This window comes from Mycobacterium syngnathidarum (assembly GCF_001942625.1).
Lineage (GTDB): Bacteria > Actinomycetota > Actinomycetes > Mycobacteriales > Mycobacteriaceae > Mycobacterium > Mycobacterium syngnathidarum.
This window is the reverse complement of record NZ_MLCL01000071.1, coordinates 1-14,855: the sequence shown is the minus strand read 5'-3', so window position 1 is coordinate 14,855 and position 14,855 is coordinate 1. Positions and strand designations below refer to the sequence as shown.

16 protein-coding genes are annotated in these 14,855 nt (G+C 66.5%); 11 read left to right on the top strand and 5 right to left on the bottom strand.

Going from position 1 to position 14,855, the window contains the following annotated elements; genetic code table 11:
• Positions 1 to 100: 100 nt before the first annotated feature.
• The 5 genes from BKG60_RS18480 (at position 101) to BKG60_RS18460 (ending at position 4,732) form a co-directional block, all read left to right on the top strand.
• A complete protein-coding gene (locus tag BKG60_RS18480) occupies positions 101 to 955 on the top strand; it encodes an LLM class F420-dependent oxidoreductase (RefSeq protein WP_075909817.1) in 855 nt (284 codons plus the stop codon).
• 20 nt (positions 956 to 975) lie between these two features.
• Positions 976 to 2,460 (top strand): amidase, encoded by a 1,485-nt coding sequence (locus tag BKG60_RS18475; RefSeq protein ID WP_075909816.1) that lies wholly within the window; start codon positions 976 to 978, stop codon positions 2,458 to 2,460.
• A 75-nt stretch (positions 2,461 to 2,535) separates the two neighbouring features.
• Positions 2,536 to 3,090, top strand: coding sequence for a hypothetical protein (locus BKG60_RS18470; protein WP_075909815.1), 555 nt, complete (start codon positions 2,536 to 2,538; stop codon positions 3,088 to 3,090).
• Positions 3,091 to 4,254, top strand: coding sequence for a glutathionylspermidine synthase family protein (locus BKG60_RS18465; RefSeq protein ID WP_075909814.1), 1,164 nt, complete (start codon positions 3,091 to 3,093; stop codon positions 4,252 to 4,254).
• 22 nt (positions 4,255 to 4,276) lie between these two features.
• Entirely contained in the window at positions 4,277 to 4,732 is a 456-nt protein-coding gene (locus BKG60_RS18460) for a DUF350 domain-containing protein (protein ID WP_120764964.1), read from the top strand.
• 6 nt (positions 4,733 to 4,738) lie between these two features.
• Here the strand turns inward: BKG60_RS18460 and BKG60_RS18455 are convergent, their stop codons facing one another.
• Together BKG60_RS18455 and BKG60_RS18450 are read right to left on the bottom strand one after the other, a co-directional pair.
• Positions 4,739 to 5,860: a glycerate kinase gene (locus tag BKG60_RS18455; RefSeq protein ID WP_075909812.1), complete on the bottom strand. Its 1,122-nt coding sequence runs from the start codon at positions 5,858 to 5,860 to the stop codon at positions 4,739 to 4,741.
• A gap of 62 nt (positions 5,861 to 5,922) precedes the next feature.
• On the bottom strand, positions 5,923 to 6,354 hold the full coding sequence (locus BKG60_RS18450) for a MarR family winged helix-turn-helix transcriptional regulator (protein ID WP_423226857.1): 432 nt from the start codon (positions 6,352 to 6,354) through the stop codon (positions 5,923 to 5,925).
• Between the two features lie 45 nt (positions 6,355 to 6,399).
• Here BKG60_RS18450 and BKG60_RS18445 point away from each other — a divergent pair, with 45 nt between their 5' ends.
• From BKG60_RS18445 to BKG60_RS18430, 4 genes are all read left to right on the top strand, one after another.
• On the top strand, positions 6,400 to 7,092 hold the full coding sequence (locus BKG60_RS18445; protein ID WP_120764963.1) for a class I SAM-dependent methyltransferase: 693 nt from the start codon (positions 6,400 to 6,402) through the stop codon (positions 7,090 to 7,092).
• Between the two features lie 146 nt (positions 7,093 to 7,238).
• Positions 7,239 to 7,988, top strand: coding sequence for a UMP kinase (gene pyrH / locus BKG60_RS18440; RefSeq protein WP_070187928.1), 750 nt, complete (start codon positions 7,239 to 7,241; stop codon positions 7,986 to 7,988).
• Positions 7,989 to 8,003: 15 nt separating this feature from the next.
• Positions 8,004 to 8,561 (top strand): ribosome recycling factor, encoded by a 558-nt coding sequence (frr, locus tag BKG60_RS18435; protein WP_070187929.1) that lies wholly within the window; start codon positions 8,004 to 8,006, stop codon positions 8,559 to 8,561.
• Entirely contained in the window at positions 8,561 to 9,439 is an 879-nt protein-coding gene (locus BKG60_RS18430; RefSeq protein ID WP_075909809.1) for a phosphatidate cytidylyltransferase, read from the top strand. Before frr ends, BKG60_RS18430 begins: the two co-directional genes overlap by 1 nt.
• Here the strand turns inward: BKG60_RS18430 and BKG60_RS18425 are convergent.
• On the bottom strand, positions 9,350 to 10,315 hold the full coding sequence (locus tag BKG60_RS18425; RefSeq protein WP_423226858.1) for a DMT family transporter: 966 nt from the start codon (positions 10,313 to 10,315) through the stop codon (positions 9,350 to 9,352). The two genes, BKG60_RS18430 and BKG60_RS18425, sit on opposite strands and share 90 nt — an antisense overlap.
• Positions 10,316 to 10,469: 154 nt before the next feature.
• Here BKG60_RS18425 and BKG60_RS18420 point away from each other — a divergent pair, with 154 nt between their 5' ends.
• Entirely contained in the window at positions 10,470 to 11,321 is an 852-nt protein-coding gene (locus BKG60_RS18420; protein ID WP_070187931.1) for a LysR family transcriptional regulator, read from the top strand.
• 13 nt (positions 11,322 to 11,334) lie between these two features.
• Positions 11,335 to 12,453, top strand: a complete 1,119-nt coding sequence (rlmN, locus tag BKG60_RS18415) for a dual-specificity RNA methyltransferase RlmN (protein ID WP_075909824.1) — start codon at positions 11,335 to 11,337, stop codon at positions 12,451 to 12,453.
• An 89-nt stretch (positions 12,454 to 12,542) separates the two neighbouring features.
• Here rlmN and BKG60_RS18410 read toward each other — a convergent pair whose 3' ends face one another.
• Positions 12,543 to 12,965 (bottom strand): nuclear transport factor 2 family protein, encoded by a 423-nt coding sequence (locus tag BKG60_RS18410; protein ID WP_075909808.1) that lies wholly within the window; start codon positions 12,963 to 12,965, stop codon positions 12,543 to 12,545.
• Between the two features lie 92 nt (positions 12,966 to 13,057).
• Positions 13,058 to 14,542: an aldehyde dehydrogenase family protein gene (locus BKG60_RS18405; RefSeq protein WP_075909807.1), complete on the bottom strand. Its 1,485-nt coding sequence runs from the start codon at positions 14,540 to 14,542 to the stop codon at positions 13,058 to 13,060.
• Positions 14,543 to 14,855 lie beyond the last annotated feature (313 nt).

Genomic DNA, 14,855 nt, shown 5'->3' with positions numbered 1-14,855 from the left:
TCCATTCGTGACCCGGTCGGTGCCGGGTAGTTGCTCACGCAGGGGCGACTGGCTTTGCCGATGTGGGAGTGTGGCAGGTAGCAATGGTGTTGGAGGTGACATGCGCATAGGTGTGGTATTTCCGCAGACGGAACTCGGCGGAGATCCGGGAGCCGTGCGCGCCTACGGCCAGCGTGTCGAAGAGTTGGGCTTCACCCACATCCTGGCCTATGACCATGTCGTCGGGGCCGATCCGGCAGTGCATCGGGACTGGTCCGGGCCCTATGACCTGTACACCACATTCCACGAGCCGATGGTGATGTTCGGCTACCTCGCCGCGGTCACCTCGCTGGAGCTGGTCACCGGCGTGGTCATCCTGCCGCAGCGCCAAGCTGTGCTGGTGGCCAAGCAGGCGGCCGAGGTCGACCTGCTCACCGGGGGCCGATTGCGCCTGGGCGTAGGGCTGGGCTGGAACCAGGTCGAGTACGAGGCGCTCGGCGAGGATTTCGGGAACCGCGGCAAGCGGTCCGAGGAGCAAGTTGAGCTGATGCGTCGGTTGTGGACCGAATCTTCGGTCACGTTCGAGGGCCGCTACCACCGGGTGACCGGCGCCGGGCTGGCGCCGTTGCCCGTACAGCGCCCGATCCCGGTGTGGTTCGGGGGGTCCTCTCCCCGGGCACTGGAGCGGGCCGGACGGTTGGCCGACGGCTGGTTCCCCATGGTCGGGCCCGGCGTCGAGCTCGAGGAGGCCAGGGCCCGGGTCGAGCGTGCCGCCGTCTCCGCCGAACGCGACCCGGCGACCATCGGGATGGAGGGTCGGGTGGTCTGGGCCGGCGATCCGGACAAGACGGCCGCCGACATCGCGGCATGGGCTGAGGCCGGAGCCACCCATGTCACGGTGAACACCATGGGCGCGGGCCTGCGGACAGTCGACGAGCATCTGGCCGCGCTGCAGAGCGTGGCTCGGACGCACTGACGGACTGCTAGCGTCGCAGCGTGACTAGCGGTGCGCGCCCCTCACGAAAAGCCCCGACCCGTTGCAGCGCCTTCGGCGATGATGCCCTCGGCGAGCATGATGCCGTCGGCCTGGTCGAGGAGTTGCGGGCCGGTCGGGTGTCGGCAGCAGATCTGATCGAGGCGGCGATCGCCCGGGTCGAAGCGGTCAATCCGACTCTCAACGGTCTGGCGTTCGAAGCCTTCGACCGGGCCCACGCCCGGGGCGCCGCACCCAGCAGCTACGGCGGGTACTTCGACGGCGTCCCGACCTTCGTCAAGGACAACGTGGCAGTCGAGGGGATGCCGACCATGCGCGGAACCGACGCGTGGGAGCCTCGGCCCGAACCGGCCAACGGCGACTTCGCCCGCGCCTACCTGGCCACCGGGTTGGTACCGCTGGGCAAGACGCGGCTCTCGGAGTTCGGGTTCAGCGCGTCGTGTGAGCACCCGCGCCTCGGACCGGTCCGCAACCCGTGGAACCCTGCCTACACGGCGGGTGCCTCGTCGTCGGGTTCGGGAGCATTCGTCGCGGCGGGGGTGGTCCCCATCGCGCACGCCAACGACGGGGGAGGGTCGATCCGGATCCCGGCCGCGTGCAACGGGTTGGTCGGTCTCAAACCGACGCGGGGCCGGCTGCCGCAGGACAAGGACATGCGGACGATGCCGTTGCGGATCGTGTCCGACGGTGTACTGACCCGATCGGTGCGTGACACCGCCGCGCTGCTGCGGGAGATGGAGCGGGTCTATCGCAACCCCAAACTGCCGCCGATCGGTGACATCAGTCGTCCGGGCAAGCAGCGCCTGCGTATCGCGGTGTGCACGCAGTCCGTCGTCCACGACGCCGGTGTCGAGATGACCGAACTGACCCACAAGACAGCCGCTCTGCTCGAAGAACTCGGCCACCGGATCACCGTGATCGGCAATCCGGTCCAGGCCCGGTTCAAGGACGATTTCCTGTTGTACTGGGCATTTTTGGCGTATGCCCTGGTGCGCGGAGGCAAGCGGTCCTTCGGCCCCGGTTTCGACCGCGACAGACTCGACAACCTCACGCTCGGGCTGGAACGGTTCGCCTCGCGCAACCTGCATCGTGTCCCGGCGGCGATCGCCCGGTTGGCACGGTCGCGGCGGATCACCGAGCGGTTGTCCAACAGTTACGACGCGGTGCTCATGCCCACTTTGGCCGAGCCCACCCTGGAGATCGGCCGACTCGACCCGGCGGCGGACTACGAACAGATCATCGACCGACTGCTGAGCTGGGTGGCCTTCACACCGCTGCAGAACGCCACCGGGGATCCGGCGATCTCGCTGCCGCTGGCCCAGACGGCCAACGGCTTGCCCGCGGGGATGATGCTGTCGACGACCCGCGGCCGTGAAGCCCTGCTGCTGGAACTGGCTTTCGAGCTCGAGGAGGCCAGGCCATGGCCGCGGATTCAGGACCCGGCCTCGGCTGCCCCGCGCAGGCGAGCGCGAAAAGCGGCGAAATAGACGTCAGGCGCTGGGCGGGTACTCCGAGCCTGCTCCTATGATGACCGGCAGGTGTCGGAGTTTGCGGGGGGTTGAATGACGTCTGGGCCAGAGGAGCAGTGGAGCCAGGACGGTCGGGGATCGATTCGCTGGCAGGATCCGGCTACCGCCACGCCACGGCCGCCGACGGTGGCCGAGGCGCGACAGCGCGACAAGATGCAGAAGGAACGCGAGGCCGCCGAGGAATGGGCCCGGCTCCAGCAGGAGACTCGCGAACAGCGTGCGGCCACGGGCAAGAAGATCCTGATGGGCTCGGTGGCCGTGGTCGGTGTCGTCGGTGTCATCGCGCTGGGCTACCACCTGTTGCACAAAGAGGAGATCGCGGCGTCCTGCGTCAAGGACGGCACCAACGAGGTCGTGCCGGACTCGTACTGTTCCAGTGGCCACAGCAGTTCCGGCGGCACCTTCATCTACTTGGGTTCGCCGTACCGCTATTACTACGGCGGCAACAACGGCGGGGTTGGCACCATCGCACGCGGCGGGACACTGGAGATGCCCAAGGGGACCACCGCCAAGACGAAGTCGGGGACATCGATCTCGCGCGGCGGTTTCGGCTCGTCGTCGAGCTACGGCAAAAGTTCAGGGAGCTGAATGCGCCGCCAACGTAGTTCCCCGCGACCGGGCTGGGAACAGATCGTCGCCGACCAGGGGATGTGTTACGGGACCCCGGCGCGCGACGCGACCGGAGCCGACCGTCCGTACTGGGACGAATCGGTGCACTACGTGTTCGACATGGACGAAGTGCTGTCGATCGAGGCTTCCGTCGAGGTGCTCCACTCGATGTGCCTGGAGGCTGTTGAGCACGTCGTACTGACCGGTCGCTACCGCGATTTCGGGCTTCCCGAGTGGAGCTGGGAGCATATCGAGAAGTCTTGGCGGCGAAGCGATCCGCACCTGTACGGCAGATTCGACCTACGTTATGACGGCCGTCGGCCGCCGGTCCTGCTGGAATACAACGCCGATACGCCCACCACGCTGCTGGAGGCGGCGATCCTGCAGTGGCACTGGAAGACCGACGTCTACCCAGCCGACGATCAATGGAACTCGTTGCACGAGAAGCTGGTTGCCCGCTGGACTGAGATCCGTGACCAGCTCCCGGGTGCCGAGACTTATTTCACCTGGTCGGGTGCTGAGCACACCGGCGAGGACCACGTCACGGTGGCCTACCTGCAGGAGTGCGCAGCCGAAGCCGGTCTGCACACCGTGGGCCTGGCCATCGAGGACATCGGGTTCGACCAGGATCTCGACCGCTTCGTCGACCTGGAGGAAGCTCCGATGTCGTCGATCTTCAAGCTCTACCCGTGGGAGTGGATGCTCGACGACGATTTCGGCCGCCGGGCCGTCGAACAGTTGCCGGCCACGATGTGGGTGGAACCGCTGTGGAAGACGTTGCTGAGCAACAAGGCGATCCTGGCGGTGTTGTGGGAGATGTACCCCGGGCATCCGAATCTGTTGCCTGCCTATGTCGACGACCCGCATGAGCTGACCGACTACGTGCGCAAACCCAAATTGGGGCGTGAGGGTGCCAACATCACCATCGTGGGTGCCGGGTACGAGACCGAGACGGGCGGTGTGTACGGCGAAGAGGGCTACGTATACCAACTGCTCGATCCGCTTCCACAATTCGACGACATGCGCCCGGCATTGGGGGCGTGGATCGTCGGCGAGGAATCCGCCGGACTCGGAATCCGCGAGACTTCTGGTCTCGTCACCGACAACGGCGCTGCCTTTGTGCCACACCGCATCCCGCTGTGACCCCGGAAGGAACAACCCCAATATGACTACCACCATGGTTGCGCTCGGCTCCGATTACTGGTCGTTCCTCGGACACGGCGTTTCGGCGATCGTGCTGTACTCGATTGTCGGTGTGGCGCTGATGATCCTGGGCTTCTACGTCATCGACTGGACCACGCCCGGCCCGCTGCGCACACTCGTGCAGGCCGGGCGGCCCAACGCCGCCGCGGTGGCGGCCTCCGGCGTGTTGTCGATGGCGTTCATCGTCGTAATCGCCATCTACAGCTCCCTGGGTGACTTGGTCCAAGGCCTGATCACCACGCTGGTGTTCGGCCTGTTGGGCATTGCGGCTCAGGCTGTCTCAGTCCGGTTGGTCGGGGCGATCAAGGGCATCGACATCGGCGGCGTCCTGGCTTCCGAGAGGTACACCCCGCAGGTCCTGGTGGTGACGGCCGCGTATGTGGCCTTCGGCCTGATCATCGCGGCGGCAATCCTGTAGCTCGCGCTACAGGGCGCGGCACACCGAGGCGGTCGCGCGGGCCAGTGCGGCCGGGCCGTCGCGCAAGGCCTGCTCCAACGGGGTGCCCGGTTCGGTGATGGCCACCAGTTTCTCGACCCCGTGGGCCAGCAGGATGTCGGCGTCGGCCGCCACCCGGCCGGCGAATATCGCCACCCGGGCCCCGGTGCGTGCGGCCACCTGCGCGACGCCGAACGGGGTTTTGCCCAACAAGGTCTGGGCATCGACGCTGCCCTCGCCGGTGAACACCCAGTCTGCGCCGGTCAGCGCCTGCTCCAGGCCGACGGTCTGCGCGATGACCTCGACACCGGGATCGCAGTCGGCGGCAAGGAATTCCATCAGTCCGAAGCCCAGGCCGCCGGCTGCCCCGGCGCCCGGGCGGTTCGGCCGAGCATGCCCCAGGGCGGTTTCGGTCACGCCCACCAACCGGGTCAGCGCGGCCTCAAGTGTCTCGACATCAGCGGGGCCGGCACCTTTCTGAGGGCCGAAAACGGCGCTGGCGCCGCCGGTCCCGAGCAGCGGTGCGGTGACGTCGGAGGCGATCTGAACGTGGACACCGGCCAGTCGGCGGTCCAGGCCCGAGGTGTCGATGTGATGGAGCCGGGTGAGAGCTGCGCCCCCGGGCGGCAGGGCGGCGCCGTCGGCGTCGGTGAAGGTCACCCCGAGGGCGGTGAGCATGCCGACCCCGCCGTCGTTGGTCGCTGATCCGCCGATCCCGATCAGCAGCTCGGTCGCGCCGTGATCCAGCGCCGAGGTGATCAGCTGTCCGACACCGAATGTGCTGGCGCGCAGCACATCCCGGTCTGCCGGTGCCACCAGCTCCAGCCCGGAGGCGCCGGCCATCTCGATCACGGCCAGGCGGCGTCCGCCGACGTAGCCGTAGGTGGCCTGCACCGGTCGTGCGAGTGGATCGGTGACCTCGACCGTGATGCGTTCGCCACCGAGCGCGTCGACGACAGCGTCGACCGTCCCTTCGCCGCCGTCTGCCATCGGCACCCCGATGCACTCGGCGTCGGGCAGTACCGACCGGACACCTTCGCGCATCGCCGCAACCGCTTGCGACGCGGTCATCGACTCCTTGAAGGAGTCCGGGGCCAGAACGATCTTCATCCGTCTGGAACTTACCGACTGTGTGGCCGCTCGGCGCGGCATGAGCGGAGGGGGAGCGCGCCTCAGATCACCGCGTGGGCCAGGAGCCGCTTGAGTTCGCGTCTCTGCTCGCCGTCGAGCCGGGCCAGTACCTCGTCCTCGGCGGCGAGCACCACGGCTTCGGCGCGCTTGAGCAAGCCGGCTCCCTCGGCAGTCAGCTCGGCCGGCAGCGCCCGTCCCGAGTTGACGGTCGCGGGCCTGCGCACCGCGCCCCGGTCCTGCAGTCCGCGCAGCACGTTGTTCATGGCCTGCGGCGAGACGTTGGTGTGACGGGCCAGCTCGGCATTGGACTGGCCGGGCGCCATGGACAGCACTCGCAGGCAGACGAATTCCGGCAGCGTGAGTCCGAGCGGCTGCAGCCGCGCGGTGACCCTGGGTTGCAACACCGCGACCACGCGGTACATCAGGTATCCGAGAGGCTGCTCCTCCAGGATGCCGCCCATTTCGGCGTTCATATCAACCATATTGACACATATCAACCACGTTGATATACCGGACGTATGACCACATCAAGCGAAATGTCTGACGCAATGTTCGAATCCGCCTATCGCGGCGAGGCTCCCGATCTCGCCGGGGCCCGTCCACCGTGGAGCATCGGCGAACCGCAACCCGAGATCGCGGCGCTGATCGCCGAAGGCAAAGTCCACGGCGAGGTGCTCGACGCCGGCTGCGGTGAGGCGGCCACCGCACTGGACCTGGCGGCGCGGGGATTCACCACGGTCGGACTGGACCAATCGGCCACCGCCATCGACATGGCCCGGGCCGAGGCTGCCAAGCGGGGGCTGGCCAACGCCACCTTCGAGGTTGCCGACATCAGCGCCTTCACCGGCTACGACGGCCGCTTCGGGACGATCATCGATTCGACGCTGTTTCACTCGATGCCCGTCGAACTGCGGGATGGCTACCAGCAGTCGATCGTGCGTGCCGCCGCCCCCGGTGCCTCCTACTTCGTGCTGGTTTTCGACAAGACGACGATGGGCGACACCGGCCCCGCCAACCCGGTCAGCCAGGACGAATTGCGCGAGGTCGTCGGCAAGTACTGGGTGATCGACGACATCCGCCCGGCCCGTATCCACGCCCATGTGCCGCCCCAGTTCACCAACTTTGCCGACTTCGCCGGGACCGACATCCGGGACGAGGGAAACGGCCGCAAATCGGTGGCGGCGTGGCTGCTTCAGGCGCACCTGGGATAGTTGCCAGTCACCTGCGCCCGCCGGCGACACTCGGTCTGCGAAGGCTCCCCCCACTAGGTGTGCTGCTCGCTATAGGGCAGGATGGAGAAGGCCGTCCAGGGGTAACCCGGGTGGCTCTCTACATGCGAGGAGTGCCGAGGAGACCCATGGCGGATCCGACTGTCACCGGCGAGGGCGCAGCACCCATTCGTCCCTTCTATACGAGGGTTCTGCTGAAGCTTGGCGGAGAGATGTTCGGCGGTGGCGAGGTGGGCCTCGACCCCGACGTCGTTCATCAGGTAGCCCGCCAGATCGCCGCAGTGGTGCGTAGCGGCGTGCAGGTCGCGGTCGTCATCGGGGGTGGCAACTTCTTCCGCGGCGCACAACTGCAGCAGCGCGGCATGGAACGCACGCGCAGCGACTACATGGGCATGCTCGGTACCGTGATGAACAGCCTTGCGCTGCAGGACTTCCTGCAAAAAGAGGGCATCGACACCCGCGTGCAGACCGCCATCACCATGGGGCAGGTCGCCGAGCCGTACATCCCGCTGCGGGCAGTGCGGCACTTGGAAAAGGGTCGTGTCGTCATCTTCGGTGCCGGCATGGGCCTTCCGTACTTCTCCACCGATACCACCGCCGCCCAGCGCGCCCTGGAAATCGGGGCCGAGGTTGTGCTGATGGCCAAAGCCGTCGACGGGGTCTACACCGCCGACCCGCGCGAGGACCCGAATGCTGAGCTGCTCACCGAGGTCAGCCATCGCGACGTCATCGATCGCGGCTTGCGTGTCGCCGACGCCACCGCCTTCAGTCTGTGCATGGACAACCGGATGCCGATGCTGGTCTTCAACCTGCTGACCGAAGGCAATATCGCCCGCGCGGTGGCGGGTGAGAAGATCGGAACACTGGTCACCACCTGAACTGGAGATGCCGACGTGATCGACGAAACTCTCTTCGACGCCGAAGAGAAGATGGAAAAAGCCGTAAGTGTGGCGCGTGACGATCTGGCCACCATTCGGACCGGCCGGGCCAACCCGGGCATGTTCTCCCGGATCAACATCGACTACTACGGGGCGATGACGCCGATCACGCAGATGGCGAGCATCAATGTTCCGGAGGCACGCATGGTCGTCATCAAGCCCTACGAGGCCGCGCAGCTCAAGCCGATCGAGGACGCGATCCGCAACTCCGACCTCGGTGTCAATCCGACCAATGACGGCAGCATCATCCGGATCTCCATCCCGCAGCTGACCGAGGAACGCCGCCGCGATCTGGTCAAGCAGGCCAAGTCCAAGGGCGAGGACGCCAAGGTGTCGGTGCGCAACATCCGGCGCAAGGCGATGGAAGAGCTGAGCCGGATCAAGAAGGATGGCGAAGCGGGCGAGGACGAGGTCGGGCGCGCCGAGAAGGACCTCGACAAGTCCACCCACACCTACACCAGCCAGATCGATGAGCTGGTCAAGCACAAGGAAGGCGAACTGCTGGAGGTCTAGTGGCCGATCAGCAAGTACCTTTCGTGACAGACACACCGGTCGGAGAACCGCAGAAGAAGCAGTCCCGGGCCGGCCGTAACCTTCCGGCCGCCATCGCTGTCGGCGTCGTTCTCGGCGCCATGGCGATCGGAACCCTCCTGTTCGCGCCGATGTGGTGGCTGCCATTACTCGCGGTCGCCATCGCCATCGCCACCCACGAGGTGATCCGGCGGCTACGCGAACACGGATACGCATTGCCGACCGTCCCGCTGCTGCTCGGCGGTCAGGCGATGATCTGGCTGACCTGGCCGTTCGGCGCCGTCGGGATGTTGGGTGCCTATGGCGGGACGATTGTTTTGTGCATGGTCTGGCGCCTGATCGGCCAGGGTTTGGACCGGCAACCGGTCAACTACCTGCGCGATGTCGCCGCCACGATCCTGCTGGCGACGTGGGTGCCGCTGTTCGCGGCCTTCACCGCGCTGCTGATCTTCGCCGACCACGGCGGCGCCAGGGTCTTCACCATCATCGTGACCGTGGTCTTCGCCGATATCGGCGGCTATGTCGCCGGGGTCCTGTTCGGCAAGCATCTACTCGCACCGGCGATCAGCCCCAAGAAATCGTGGGAGGGGCTCGGCGGCTCGCTGGTATTCGGCATCGCCGCCGCCGTTTTGTCGGTGGCATTCCTGCTGGACAAGCCGGCCTGGGTGGGCGTGCCGCTAGGTTTGCTGCTGGTTGTCACCGGCGTCCTGGGCGACCTGATCGAATCGCAGATCAAACGCGATCTCGGGATCAAGGACATGGGCGCGTTGCTACCCGGCCACGGCGGGATCATGGACCGGATCGACGCGATGCTGCCGTCGGCCGTCGTCGGTTGGATCGTGCTGACGCTGCTGGCGTAGGCCACCGTCGCTGCGCGCGGCCGACGCGTTCAGCCAGCACGCGATCGCGCCGAGGACCAGTCCCGCGGCGATGCCGATGTTCACCCGCTCACCGAGCATGAACCAGGACAGCACCCCGGCGACCGCGGGGATGACGCAGAACAGCATCGCCACGGACGAGGCGCCGTGCAGATTGATGGCCCGCACGTACAGCGACACCCCGAGGATGGCGTTGAGCAGCACCACACCCGCCACGGCCAGTACCGCTTTGGTGGCGTCGTGCACCTCGACCGGTGTGGTGAGCATGAGTGCCAAGGCGGGTACGAACGCGACGGTGTTCTGCACCGACGTCGAGACCCGGAAGTCGACATCGGAGCAGAACCGCTGCTGATAGACCCCGCCGGCGGCCAGGCCGAGCAGCGCCACCAACAACAATCCGACCGCGGGGTCGATCCCGCCCGAGGCGAGCAGGCGCGTCGCGCAGGCCGTCAGCACGGCCGCCACACCGAGCACCAGGGCGACGACGCGGCGTGGCGTCAACCGGTCGCGCAGGAACATCGCCGCCAGCAGTGCGGTCGCGACCGGGTTCATCGCGATGACCACCGCGCACAGCACCGCCGGCGCCCCCTGCTGAATCGCGATGTAGAGCGCGCAAAACTGCACGGCCTGCATCAGCAGGCCCGCGACGGCGACGTGAAACAGCTTGCGGCCGGTGGGAAAGCCGACTCGGGCCAGTCCGGCCCAGGTGCCCAGGACCAACCCGGCCAGCCCGAATCGCACGGCCAGCACGGCCATCGGGGACAGGGCGTGCACCGCCAGGTTTCCGATCGGATAACCCAGGGCGTAGAAGAACGTCACGGTCGTCGCCGTGCGCGCGGGCATCGCAATGGTCGCCATGGCCCCATCGTGGGTGAGTGCGGTACCGCCGGTCCAACGATTATCGGCAATCATGACCGATCGTTGATGCTAATCAATCACTCGGAATGAATCAGCGAATAGCAGGAAATCCCTGGTTTTTGATCGCATGCACTGATCGGAGTACGTTGGCCGCATGGGTCAGGTGCTGGATATCGCACCGTTGCGCAGCCTGGTTGCGGTGGCGGACTGTGGCGGGTTTCACCGCGCCGCCGCGGTGTTGCACATGACTCAATCCGCCGTGAGTCAGCACATGCGGCGCATCGAGGCTGTCGTCGGCGGTCCCGTCGTCGAACGATCCGGCCGCGGTATCGCCTTCACCGAACTGGGGCATCGCGTTCTCGGCCACGCCCGGGGCATCCTCGCCGCACACGACGCGGCGCTGGCCGATCTCGGTGCGGCCGAAGAACAGGTGCTGCTGATCGGTGCCACCGAGCACGGCGCTGACGTGATGCTGCCGGCACTCACCGCGGCGCTGGGCGAGCGGTTGCCCAACTGGCGGCTGCGGTTTCGTCTCGACCGCAACGTCACGCTGGCCGACGCCCTCGAGCACGGTCTGGTCGATCTGGCCGTGATGCTCGACGGTTCCGGAATGGATCCTGCTCACGCATCCGGAACGCTTGACCTGAAATGGGTTTCGGGCCGCGGCTTCGGCGCGCAGCCGAACCAGCCGTTGCCGGTGGTGATGTTCTCCGAACCGTGCACGTTGCGCGAACCCACGTTCGCCACGCTCGACCGGTGTGGGACCGCATATCGCATCGCCGCCGAATCCGCCGACCTTTCCGGCCTGTTCGCAGCGGTGCGCTCCGGCCTGGGTGTGGCACTGCTGCCGATGATCGGCCGACTGCCCGACGGGCTGTGTCTGGCCGAGGGGCTACCGCCGGCCAGCCGCGCTTCGGTGTTCGTCCGCGGTCGGGCGGGGGTCGACACCGATGTCCTCGACACCGTTGAGCGCACTGTGCACGATGTTCTCGCCGGACAAGCCTGATACTGGATATGACATGAAGCAGGAATTGGTCTTCGAAGCACCGCGTCGCGGCATGCCGCCGCGGCACCTTGCCGATCTCGACGAAGGCGGCCGCGCCGCCGCCGTCACCGAACTCGGGCTGCCGAAGTTTCGGGCCAAGCAGCTGGCCAACCAGTACTACGGCCGGCTGATCGCCGATCCGAAACAAATGACCGACCTGCCCGCCGCCGTGCGTGACCAGGTGGCCGAGGCCCTGTTCCCGACGTTGATCGATCCGGTGAAGCAGATCCAGTGCGACGCGGGCGAGACCCGCAAGACGCTGTGGCGTGCCGGGGACGGCACCACCTTCGAGTCCGTGCTGATGCGCTATCCGCAGCGCAACACCGTGTGCATCTCCTCGCAGGCCGGCTGTGGCATGGCCTGCCCGTTCTGCGCGACCGGCCAGGGCGGGCTGATGCGCAACCTGTCCACCGCCGAGATCCTCGAGCAGGTCCGGGCGGCCTCGTCGATTTTGAGGAACGAGCATGACAGTGATGGGATTGCCGGCTCCGCCGGCAGAAGGCTGTCCAACATCGTCTTCATGGGCATGGGCGAGCCGCTGGCCAACTACAACCGGGTGCTGGCCGCCGTGAAGCGGATCATCGCGCCGCCGCCCAACGGTTTCGGGATCAGCGCCCGGTCCGTGACGGTCTCGACCGTGGGGCTGGCCCCGGCCATCCGCAAGCTGGCCGACGAGCGCCTCGGTGTCACGCTGGCCGTGTCTCTGCACACTCCCGACGACGAGCTGCGCGACACCTTGGTGCCGGTGAACAACCGGTGGAGTGTCGACGAGGTGCTCGATGCCGCGCGCTATTACGCCGATGTCACCGGACGCCGGGTGTCCATCGAGTACGCGTTGATCCGCGATGTCAACGACCAGCCCTGGCGTGCAGACCTTTTGGGCAAGAAGCTGCACGCCAAACTGGGCCAGCTGGTGCATGTGAACCTGATTCCGCTCAATCCGACGCCGGGAAGCAAGTGGGACGCCAGCCCCAAGCCCGTCGAGCGGGAGTTCGTCAAGCGCGTTCAGGCCAAAGGGGTTTCGTGCACCGTGCGCGATACCCGAGGGCGGGAGATCGCCGCGGCCTGCGGCCAATTGGCCGCCGAAGGCTGAGTCACGGCGTTGACTTTGAACTGAGGCCGCAAAAGTTCGAGTAGGCGTCTGCGTGGATTCAATGTCAACGTGGTCGGTCAACGTGGTCGTCAGGCCTGACCCGGCGGGTTGCTGAACCAGACGTTCTCCTCGCGCAGGCTGCGGCTGCGCCAGCCGTCGGGCGTGCGTACCAGTTCGTGGTCGTAGTAGCCGCCGCACACACTCATGTCCGGCATGCCCGGCAACTGCATGGGGTTGTAGAACATCGCCCGAACGGTCGCGGTGTCCCCATCGGTTTCCAAGATCTCGATATTGGTGATGTAGTGCATGCTCCATGGGATCACCCCGAAGTTGGCCGCGAACCAATCGACGACTTCGTCGCGGGTGCCCACCACGGCGCCCGCCGACGAGTAGTCGATCTGGGCGTCCTCGGTGAACACCGACCGGTAGCGCTCCCAGTCCTTGGAGTCCACGGCTGTGGCGTAGCGCGTCAGTAGGGCCTGGATTTCCAGTTGATCGTCTGCCCAGCTCACCCGGGCACCTCCTGCACTTCGTTGTCCGAACGACCGTGCACCCAGATCGCGTTCTGCCGCCAGAGCACGATCTGTGTGCACATTCGGTGTGGCTATTCGGGCATCCCGATGGTCTTGGACTCGAAGTACTCCTTGAAGCCCTCCTCGCCGTTGCGCCGTCCCAGGCCGCTCTGCTTGGAGCCGCCGAACGGGCTGTTGATGCCGAAGTGGCTGCGGCTGTTGATCGTGACGTTGCCGGTCCGGATGCGTCGCGCCACTGCGAACGCCCGGTCCACGTCCCCGGACGAAACCTCCCCGGACAGCCCGTAGATGGAGTTGTTGGCGATGGCGACCGCTTCGTCATCGGAGTCATAGGGGGTGACCGTCAGCACCGGCCCGAAGATCTCCTCTTGGGCCACCTGCGAATCCGGGTCGACATCGGCGAGCAGGGTCGGCTGGGTGAAGTAGCCCGTCGGCAGGTTCTCCGGAATGCCGCCGCCGGTGACCAGCCGGGCGCCGGAATCGATGCCGGACTTGATGAGGCCCAACACCTTTTCGCGCTGGGTCGCGCTGATCTGCGGGCCCTGCATGATGCCCGGCGTCCACGGGTCGCCGACCGGGAAGTTCTCCATCGCGCCCTTGAGGAGCTCGATGCCCTCGTCGTAGCGGCTGCGGGGGAGCAGGATTCGGCTGGGCAGGATGCACGACTGCCCACTCATGACGCAGGCCATCATCGCCGCAATCGGCAATGCCGAGTTGAAGTCGGCATCGTCGAGCACGATGTGGGCGGACTTGCCGCCCAGTTCCAGCATGGTCTTCTTGACCGTGGACGCACCGGCGGCCAAGATGGCCCGCCCCGTCGCCGTTGACCCGGTGAAGGTGATCATGTCGACCCGCGGGTCTGCCGAGAGTGCGGCGCCGACCTCGTTGGCGTTGGAGACCACGACGTTGAACACGCCGGCCGGGATATCGGTGTGTTCGGCCACGATGCGGCCCAACTCGGTTCCCGACCACGGCGTGAGCTGCGCGGGCTTGAGCACCACGGTGTTGCCGGCCATCAGCGCAGGCATCGTCTCGGCGATGTTGAGATAGAACGGCACGTTCCACGGAGTGATCGCCCCGACCACGCCGACCGGCTCGTAGGCGATCTTGCGGCGCGCCGGCCCCAGCTGCGTCTGGTGCACGCCGTTGTCGACGACGTAATCGAAGTTCTTCCCGTGCTCGGCCCAGTGCTTGACCTCGCCGATCGGGTCCTCGATCTGTGAGCCCGTGACGGTCACCGGACAGCCGACCTCGGTGACCAACACCCGGCGCAGCCGCTCCTTCTCGGATTCCAGCGCGTCGTGCAGCTGCATCAGGCAGTGGTGGCGGAAGTCGACGTCGCGGCTCCAGTCGGTCTCGTCGAACGCGCGGCGCGCAGCACCCACGGCACGTTCCATGTCGGCCACCGTGCCGTCGGTCGCCTGGCCGGCCACCTGCTCGCTGGCGGGATGGATGACGTCGAATTTCGCACCGCTGCCGGTGTATTGGAGTTCACCGTCGATGAGCATCCGCTCGTCACCGGCGAGCACGCCGGTGTCGCTCTGCACCTGAGTCATAGGAGACAGCTTTACAAAAATTGCGTCTCGTGTCACCCCTTTGAACAAAGCATTGACCGATCGGTAAGTCTCTGCGATCGTAGAGTCACGATTGTCACGCCAGCGGGGTTGTCCGGGTTTCCTGGGCGCCTTGCAGGCGTGAAAATGGGTGTGGGTTGCCTGTCGACGTCGTTGCCACTTTGGGACGTGTTGAGCTTGTACGCCAGCCTGACGCCGGGGCCCGGACCTGGAAGGGTCATGCATTGTTGCTGTGAGCACGCCGGTCAGAATTTCGGTTTTCCCTTGACCGAGGCCCCCAGGTGACCCGCCCACC